Source organism: Scytonema sp. PCC 10023 (genome assembly GCF_963920835.1).
Lineage (GTDB): Bacteria > Cyanobacteriota > Cyanobacteriia > Cyanobacteriales > Nostocaceae > Kalymmatonema.
In genome coordinates, this window is record NZ_CAWUDP010000184.1 from 1 (window position 1) to 8,940 (window position 8,940).

8 protein-coding genes and 1 pseudogene are annotated in these 8,940 nt (G+C 39.4%); all 9 read left to right on the plus strand.

What is annotated here, in order from left to right; genetic code table 11:
• The coding region (locus ACM0OZ_RS46570; protein ID WP_414589768.1) for a hypothetical protein at positions 1–563 on the plus strand (563 nt) is incomplete at its 5' end.
• A gap of 575 nt (positions 564–1,138) precedes the next feature.
• A pseudogene (locus tag ACM0OZ_RS46575) lies at positions 1,139–1,279 on the plus strand (IS1 family transposase); the annotation flags it as partial.
• Between the two features lie 550 nt (positions 1,280–1,829).
• Positions 1,830–2,948: a sensor histidine kinase gene (locus tag ACM0OZ_RS46580; RefSeq protein WP_414589769.1), complete on the plus strand. Its 1,119-nt coding sequence runs from the start codon at positions 1,830–1,832 to the stop codon at positions 2,946–2,948.
• 61 nt (positions 2,949–3,009) lie between these two features.
• Positions 3,010–3,681: a response regulator gene (locus ACM0OZ_RS46585; RefSeq protein ID WP_414589770.1), complete on the plus strand. Its 672-nt coding sequence runs from the start codon at positions 3,010–3,012 to the stop codon at positions 3,679–3,681.
• A gap of 182 nt (positions 3,682–3,863) precedes the next feature.
• Positions 3,864–5,987, plus strand: coding sequence for a substrate-binding domain-containing protein (locus tag ACM0OZ_RS46590; RefSeq protein ID WP_414589771.1), 2,124 nt, complete (start codon positions 3,864–3,866; stop codon positions 5,985–5,987).
• Positions 5,965–6,645, plus strand: coding sequence for an FHA domain-containing protein (locus ACM0OZ_RS46595; RefSeq protein ID WP_414589772.1), 681 nt, complete (start codon positions 5,965–5,967; stop codon positions 6,643–6,645). The genes ACM0OZ_RS46590 and ACM0OZ_RS46595 overlap by 23 nt, the downstream gene beginning before the upstream one ends.
• A gap of 85 nt (positions 6,646–6,730) precedes the next feature.
• A complete protein-coding gene (locus ACM0OZ_RS46600) occupies positions 6,731–6,985 on the plus strand; it encodes a hypothetical protein (RefSeq protein ID WP_414589773.1) in 255 nt (84 codons plus the stop codon).
• Complete coding sequence (locus tag ACM0OZ_RS46605) at positions 6,985–7,509, plus strand: phage tail protein (protein WP_414589774.1); 525 nt, start codon at positions 6,985–6,987, stop codon at positions 7,507–7,509. The genes ACM0OZ_RS46600 and ACM0OZ_RS46605 overlap by 1 nt, the downstream gene beginning before the upstream one ends.
• Positions 7,510–7,531: 22 nt before the next feature.
• Positions 7,532–8,940: hypothetical protein (locus tag ACM0OZ_RS46610; protein ID WP_414589775.1), on the plus strand; the 1,409-nt coding region annotated here is incomplete at its 3' end.

An 8,940-nucleotide genomic window follows, 5' to 3' on the forward strand; every position in this document is an offset into this window, starting at 1 on the left:
CACGAAATCAGCAACCAAATACCGATACTCTTCCACGAAATCAGCAACCAAATACCGATACTCCCTCACGAAATCAGCAACCAAATACCGATACTCCCCCACGAAATCAGCAACCAATACCACCAGGGCAAGCATTAGAACTGTTACCCGTTAGAGCAACTCGTAGCTATATTGGGATCGGTGGAAATATTGGATTCAGTGGCGGCGATACTGCTCTAGGTGAAGGTGCCTTCACTATCTTTAGCAAAATTGGTATAACAACAAACTTTTCTTTTCGCCCTGCTGCTGTACTCAGCGATAATGCTGTGTTTCTTCTGCCTGTAACATTTGACTTTCCAGTTAAACCAGTCACAGAGTTTGAAGAAGAACAAATAAATTTTATTCCTTACGTTGGCGCGGGAGCGGCAATTTCCACAAGTGGAGATAGCACCGTCGGCTTTCTTGTGACTGGCGGTGTGGATGTGCCCTTATCACCTGAGTTTACCGCGACTGCTGGTCTAAACGTTGGTTTCCTTGATCAAACTGATGTCGGGCTAATGTTCGGTATTGGTTACAATTTTTAAGAAGAATATGTGTCAGAGAAAACACTCTGTACACCGTAGTGTTTTGAACGCACCTCATCCATATTCGAAGAGTTGGATTAGGGTTCTTTCGCTACGCAGCATTCCATTTCTTAGAGGATATTTGTAAACTACCGAGTTGTATCGAAATCCCCCCGAGCAAGCCTTAAAAAGGGGGAAAATATAGCGGTTCTCATTTGAATCACATACATCACTACGAATAATGTAGAGACGTAGCATGCTACGTCTCTACAGCTGTGTATTGCACGCAACTTTATTGCGCTGCTTTTGACTAAATCCAGGCTTATAGGGTTAGGTGCAAAATCTGAGTATGGCTTTTTCCTTGTGCTGCGATAAGCCTTTATGCTTTAAGTTCCGCTTATTGCCTGTGACTTCTGACGGAAATGTAAAGAAGTGTAACAAGTTCTGCCACAAGTAATTGGGTCTAACCAGATATACAAATAGAAGTTCACGAGTTCATTATTTCTCTTAAAAGAAAATAACTCATGTCTAACGCAAAATTTTCTATACAGGCTGCTTTGGTATCAGCAAACGAAAATCGTCCGGTAGTCATGCAGTGTGGGCGACAATTTATCGAAAGTCCAACTCGACAACCAATTAACCACTCAACACGTAAGTTAATTGATAAACTCTTACTTGAACACGTATCGTTGGCTGCAATCGCTCGTATCACCGGAGTGTCAGCACGTTATCTACAATAGTATGTAAATCAGAAGAAATACTACCAAATTTTTTTCGTTTTTTTCACACAACTGCATAAGTTGTCCTTACTCGCACCTATAAATTATAAGAGCCTAAAAGTAAATCTTGGAAGATAGACTCCCCATTGGCAAAACAGGTAGGTTTCACGTGTATCCTTCAAGTGCTGCCAATAAAGAAATTCTGGCATCGCAGATTTTCTTAACATAGTAGACCTCTTGCAAAAGTCGAAAAGTTGTGGATGTCATTCTGAGTGAAACGCAGTGTAGCGTATCTCCTGCGGAGACGCACTCGCGTTCGCCTTGGGGCGGCGTTGGCGAACGCGAGTGCGTGTCTGAGGGACTCAGCCTACCGAAGGCATACCCTCAAAATCTCGCGAGATGTTTCGCTATGCTTATGGCTTGCGCCACGGCTATCGCCTGTACCGTGCGACCTCCAAAGGAGGCACGGCACGCTATGGGAACGCTCAACATGACATGTTATGCATTTTTGCAAGAGGTCTATTAGATAGATGGCTCAAGCATACTCTTTACTACAGTGAGGTAAACAATGGCAGTAGGTTCCTCAAACCACAATCTAATGACTTATGACAAAGATTTACAGTCTTTAGATTTACAAAATTTCTGTCAATTACAAATTGAGCAGCTAACAACTCAATATCCTATTTTTTTTGCTCGAGTCGTTTATCAGGATTCTGTGACTAAAGATTTTCAGGAGGTTATGAGTCTCAATCAAAAGCACCTTCCTGTTTCTCAAATGGTTTTGACATATTTGAGAGAGGAAACATGGTTAACTAACTTCCCTAATGTTTTAACCTTAAATGAATTGAACTTTGATTTCTTAATATCAAAGTGTTATTTTTGTCCTTTAATATATAGAAATCAAAAGGCAGAGTACCTTCAAATATTTGCTGAAACATTTCTTTCAGAAAGTATGCAAGAGCAAGTGAAAAAAACTGCTTTGATACTGAAAAAGTATTTCGAGCTATTTTCGGAGTCGGAAAGACAAAAGGCTGAAATTCAACTACTAGAACAAACTATTCAACGTGCTAGTCATCAGTTACGTAACTCCTTGTCATTAATTGCTCTCTATGCCCAAAACTTATGCTTTGGATTGAAAAATAATTCTTGGCAAGAACAAGCAACAGTCATTCGCGACTCTGTACAGGAGTTAGACACAAACTTAAATGAACTTATCTATTGCGGTCAGAGTACAAAATTAAGAATTTCTCTCCAAGATTTGAAAAGTTTAGTCACAGAAAGTCTTCAGGGATTAAAACCTTTGATTGATAACAAGCAACTAAAAATATGCTTACCAGATAACTCTACCACGCTGGTAGTTGATCGATTGCAAATGAAGCAAGTATTTGATAATTTACTAAGTAATACTGTTCATTTCAGTCCTCACTTTGGAACTATAGTTTGTAACTGGCAAATTTTTCAAAATGAAATTCTTATTAAAATATCCGACCAGGGTATAGGCTTATCTCAAGAGGATCTCCAAAAGATGTTTAACCCCTTTTATTCTCGTCGTGTAGGCGGTACAGGCTTAGGTTTAACTATTGCAAAGAAAATTGTTCTTGACCATCACGGCTGTTTATACGCACAGAATTTACCAACAGGTGGCGCACAATTTTCCATAGTTTTACCTCGTTCTATGACTACCTAGAGAGGATTTTTCGTGGCTACTACTCAAAAAGTTTTGCATAACTGTCTGGAGAAGATTTTCTATGGCTACTACTCAAAAACTTTTGATTGTGGATGATGAACAGCGTTTCCGTCAAGGATTACGGACTCTCCTCAATTTTTATAATGTCAATGCTTCTCTATCTATAGAAGTTGTGGGTGAAGCTGCTAGTTTAGAGCAAGTTTTAAAGCTGACAATTCAACATAATCCAAATCTCATATTGTTAGACTTAGAATTAGTGTCATGTGACGGGATTTCAGTCCTTGTAGGTTTAAAAGAAATATCGTATGCTGGCAAAGTTTTAGTCTTATCAGCACATCAAGAAGATAACTGGATTTACCGTGCAATGCAAGCAGGTGCAGCAGGCTATATTTTTAAAAGTCGCTTAGTTATTCAACTGTATGAAGCTATTGAGAAAGTGATAAAATCTGAAGTCTATTTACCTGCAGAGGTTGCTAACGGTTTTTTTCGCCATTTTCAAGCTAACTCAGAATCGTATCTCAAAGCCTGCCAAAAGTTGCATCTTACAGAAAGAGAACAAGAAGTTTTGTATTGGTTAGTTCAGGGCGCTTTTAATGAAGAGATTGCTAAAAAATTATATGTCACAGTAGCAACAGTTAAGGCACATCTCACGAGTATTTTTGAAAAATTAAAGGTGACTAGTCGTACTCAAGCTATTGTGACTGCTATAAAATTAGGGCTAGTACAACCATAACACGTTCTGTTAAAGTAAAAAGATAAAAATAAGTTTTAAGCTAAAAAGTTTCTAAATAGTAGCTGAGCTTAAACTTTACAATCAAAGCTTTGTTTCTTCAAAAGAGTAACTTAAAACATATAATCTTTATGTCCTCAATTCAGTATTTTTATAAGGAATATCGATGCTCTAGCAATGCTCCCTTGAGTTGCGATATCCCTTGCCAAACGGCACGGGAAGTAAAAGGGGCTAAGTTTTGTCTGGAGTGCGGTTTTCCAGCAACCTTACCCCATAAAGCAGAAATCAAAGGCTCTAGAAGTGTATATCAAGTAACAAGTTATTTAGGAGTGCGGGGTTTAGGACGCTTGTACTCAGGCATACAATTAAGTGATAGCGAACCTGTACTTATAAAGGAATATCTGCTACCTAACAAGAGTTTTAACGAAGAAGAAACTCGCCAGCGTCAAGAGACTTTTAAACGTGTGGCTGGAGTTAGTTTAGCAGATGGCAGGGTTCAAAATTTCCGTCTCGTTAATCCTTGGGAGGCAATTGTTGACCAACAGCGAGAATGCTGTTATGCGATTATGAAAAGGGTGGAAACATTACAAACTTTGAATGAATTTTTAGAGAAAAAAAAAGAACCAATGCCAGCGTTTCAAGTACGTGATGTACTCAATGAAACATTACAAACATTAGAATTTATCCACACTCAAAAACTGCGCCTCCCTTCAAACCAAATACTGTCTGGACTGGCTCATGGTAATATCAATTTAGATAGCGTCTTAATTCAAGAAGAAGGTCATCAGGAACTTTATGTATACCTGTGTGATTTGACTTTGTGGGAAGAATTATTTATTCCACCTTCTATTAGATCCCAACCTTCAAATCCAAAACCCCAGCAAGATTTAAAGGCGTTGGCACAAGTCGCCTTTTATTCATGGGTAGGACAAACACGGGATGTCGATCCAAGAAATGATGAACATTGGCCTAATAGCGATCGCCACTTAAAGAAATTTTTGCATCGCTTAATAGGGATTGATAATCCATTTGAAAGTGCGCTACAAGCCCGGGAAGCTTTATTAGCACTACCTAAAGAACAACACAACAGCAGTTCGGCACCACTTGTTGTTGATGAAGAGCAAGAAAGAAGCTTCCGAAAATTCTTCTTGATCATATTAGGAATCTTGACATTGGTATTGATGGGAGGGCGAGTATGGTTCTGGTTGAAAGATAGCTCAAGCAACCAACAAGCTAAACCCCTGCTCCAACCTAAGTCCGATTTTGCAAGTATCGGTGGTATCGAGCCAGGAAACTATACTTATACAGGAGAAAGAGATAGTACGTGGAGTTATATTTTGAGAAAAAATGTTGAAAGAAATAAGAAATTAGAAGATATATTGAAAAAACCTAGACCAACGATAGAGGCACATTTTAATTATCAGCCTGTAGCGTCATTAGATATACCAAAAGAGGGTAAATTTATAGACAACGCAACAAAAAGTAAACCAATAGAAGAGGTTAAGTCAGGTAATAAAAACTTTGCGATTACTAGTTTAGAAGATCAAGAGCAAGTGACAGATGAGTTTGAGAAAAAGAAGATTGCGTATGATGGTTTATTTGTCTATGTAGCAAGTAGTAAGAAAGACAGAAATCTTGCCAAAGCTCTTAATGGGCAAATTAGTCTTGAGTCTCTACGTAAAATTTATACAGGAGAAATAGATAATTGGAAGGACTTAGGCGGTCCCGATCTTCGCATAATACCCTATGCTCCAACAGAACTTGAAGCAGTACGCTTATTTCAAAAAAAAGTACTCAAAGACGATGTGAACTTAATCAACTCGTTTAATACAACCATCTCTCGGGATCGTTTCCAACTTACCGAGGATATTTTGAAATTAGCTTATCAAGAGTTTGACAAGGACAAGGAAAAGGGGCAAACTGGTATCATTGGTTTCGGTATAATCAGTAAAATTTTAGGTCAGTGTAGAGGTTATCCCCTTGCTATAGTTAACGAGAATACAGGTCCTACTCAAGCTTTGCTTCAACCTGATGATCAACCCATAAATCCTGAGGAGTATCAGAGATGCCTCAAAGGTAAAGCGTATTATCCTAATGTTCAAGCATTTGAATCAGGGAGGTACGCTTTGGGCTATCCTGTATTTGTTGTGTACCTTAAAGACAACCGCCCTCCGGCTGTTGCTGCTTCTAAATTTGCTGATATGTTAACTACCTCTGAAGGTCAGTGTCTACTGAGTAAAGTAGGACTTGTTCCTTTAAAAGCGATGCCAAAAAAAAATCAGTCCCATGTCTGCCAATCGATGCCCTAATTCTAAATGCGAATATTTTAATCGCGTCCTACCTAACAATGCTAAAGTTTGCCCTATGTGCGGTACTCCGTTAGGTAATGCGATCGCTCATAATGCTTCTTCTACCCCAAAGGTAGTAAACCAACCTGAATATTCAGCCCCTATCACTCCACCTTTACCGCCACCGTCACCACCTGCATACCCCCCAGCAGCAACACCACCACCACCCGCGTATCCCCCAGCAGCAACACCACCACCACCCGCGTATCCCCCAGCAGCAACACCACCACCACCCGCGTATCCCCCAGCAGCAGCCCCACCTACTTATTCACCACCAAGTTCTCCTCGTCCAGTGCTTAGTCTCATGCATTCATCTGGACGAGAGTTTCGCTTTTTTAGAGAAGATGGTTATATTGGTCGCCGTTCACAAATGAGTGGGAAAATACCAGAAATCGATCTATTTGGTATTCCTAATGAAGGTGTAGTTTCTCGTACTCATGCTCGAATTTATTGGGATGGCAACCAAAATACTTACATAATTATGGATAACAGCCGAAATGGCACTTATCTCAATGGTAATATTCTTGCTTCTGGTGTTCCCTACCGTCTCAGTAATGGTGATTTATTACAACTGGGACAAAATAATTTGGTTACTTTTACGGTTTCGATGATTTTTTAGGTAGTTGGCATTTATTCGACCTTTGGCTAATTTTACTTCTGATGCAATGCCTCTAGCCTTGAATTGAGGAGGCATTGTTTCAGTTATGGATTCCAATCAAAACAGTATTAGGAAATTTTTAGATTCTCCATCATCAATTGGAGACATAGGTGGTATAGGTGGATACGAAGCAACTTCAATAACATCCGCGCATCTCCAAGCAGCCGTAACAGTAAGAGATTATTTTACTGACGAGATGTTTTTAAACCAGCTTACAGATCGTGTATATGAACTCTTACTAGAAGACTTGCAATTGCAAAGAGAGAGGCTTACAAATTATGGTCAACAGAGGTGTCTATAATGGTTAATGGTAGTAATGGTAATGTTAAGCATGAACTCAATTATGTTACTACTAATCGTTTTTATGTAGAAATAGACAGCACTATTGCTGCATCTTTTACTGAATGTTCGGGCTTGGGCTTTCAGATTCAAAAAAACGTTTTTCACGAAGGTGGCGTCAACGACCAGCAACGTATTTACTTAGGTCATGTAGAATTTACGGACGTTACTCTCAAACGTGGCATCACAGATAACTTTGGTTTTTTGAATTGGGCTACTAAAATATTTGATGAACAGAATGGTGAAAACAATCTTCGGCAAAATGTCAACATTTTAGTTTTCAACCAAGCAGGTGAAACAATGCAAAGCTGGACTCTCATTGGTGCTATTCCTATAGGCTGGAAATCTTCAGAACTTCAGGCAGATGGGAGTTTAGTTGCTATTGAAGAACTAACTTTAGCTTATGAGGGTTTAAAAGTCGCCAAACAAGGAGGCGGCGGTAATCCTACCACACGCTCTAATTCGGGCTTTTTCACCTCCAATTAGTTTCAATTTGTTCACCTCAACTATGCAGATCCTTCAATCTCAACTAGGAATGACATTTCCTCCACTTGGGCAAAACAGTTCTTTAGGTATTGCCAATAGTTTTTTTTCTAAAAAAAATTCTAATTTATTACATTTATCAAGTTTTATTAAACCATTAGCAATCCTAAAACCATTGTTGACATCATCGCACTTATTGATAGAGGGAGGAAAGAACGGACATCTTAGGAGTTGGGATAATTTGAAGACTGCTTTAAAGACTGATTTTTCAACCGAATCAGCAAAATTTCAATTTGAGAATTTGGATAAAAATTTAGAAATTTATGAAAATGCCAATGAAAACAATGAAAATTTTATCGAGAAACCTAAAAATCTAAAAAAGAGTGCAAAAAAAACCAGTAATACCGATAATTCCAATAAAAATTTGGCTTCTTCTGAGTTAGCAACTCGGAAAAATGCTAAGTCTAAAAAACCAACTACACCTCAATCTAAAGCAAATCCGGCTAAATCTAAAAAAGCAACAAAGAAAAACTCTGCCAAGAAGGTTGAGTCTAGGGCTATGCAGCAGTCTCTCAACGCGGAACAAGGGATAGCCGCCAATTCTCCAACTGTTGTACCCACACCAGAAATATTAACTCCAGTTGGTGCTTCAGATGTACTTAACAATGTCACCACAGAGGCACAGCCTCAACCGAGTGTTTCAGATGTACCCAACAATAGCACTACAGAAACACAAACAACACAACCTTCTCAACCCAGCCAACATAAACCAACGGCTTCGACATCACAACAAATTCCAAAAGTAACACCAACAGTCATTACACCAGACGTAAATAACAAGTTAAAACCAACTCAATTACCTGGTGCATCAACAACTGCCTCACCGACTTTGGGGAATGAATCTACAGTGATGCGGCAGTCTCTCAACGCGGAACAAGGGATTACCCCCGATTCTCCAACTGTTGTACCCATACCAGAAATATTAACTCCAGTTGGTGTTTCAGATGTACCCAACAATGTCACCACAAAGGTACAACCTCAACCGAGTGTTTCAGATGTACCCAACAATAGCACTACAGAAACACAAACAACACAACCTTCTCAACCCAGCCAACATAAACCAACGGCTTCGACATCACAACAAATTCCAAAAGTAACACCAACAGTCATTACACCAGACGTAAATAACAAGTTAAAACCAACTCAATTACCTGGTGCATCAACAACTGCCTCACCGACTTTGGGGAATGAATCTACAGTGATGCGGCAGTCTCTCAACGCGGAACAAGGGATTACCCCCGATTCTCCAACTGTTGTACCCACACCAGATATATTAACTCCAGTTGAAGAATCAAATGTACCCAACAATGTCACCACAAAGGCACAACCTCAACCCAGCATTTTAGATTTATCCAACAATGTCACTGCACAGAC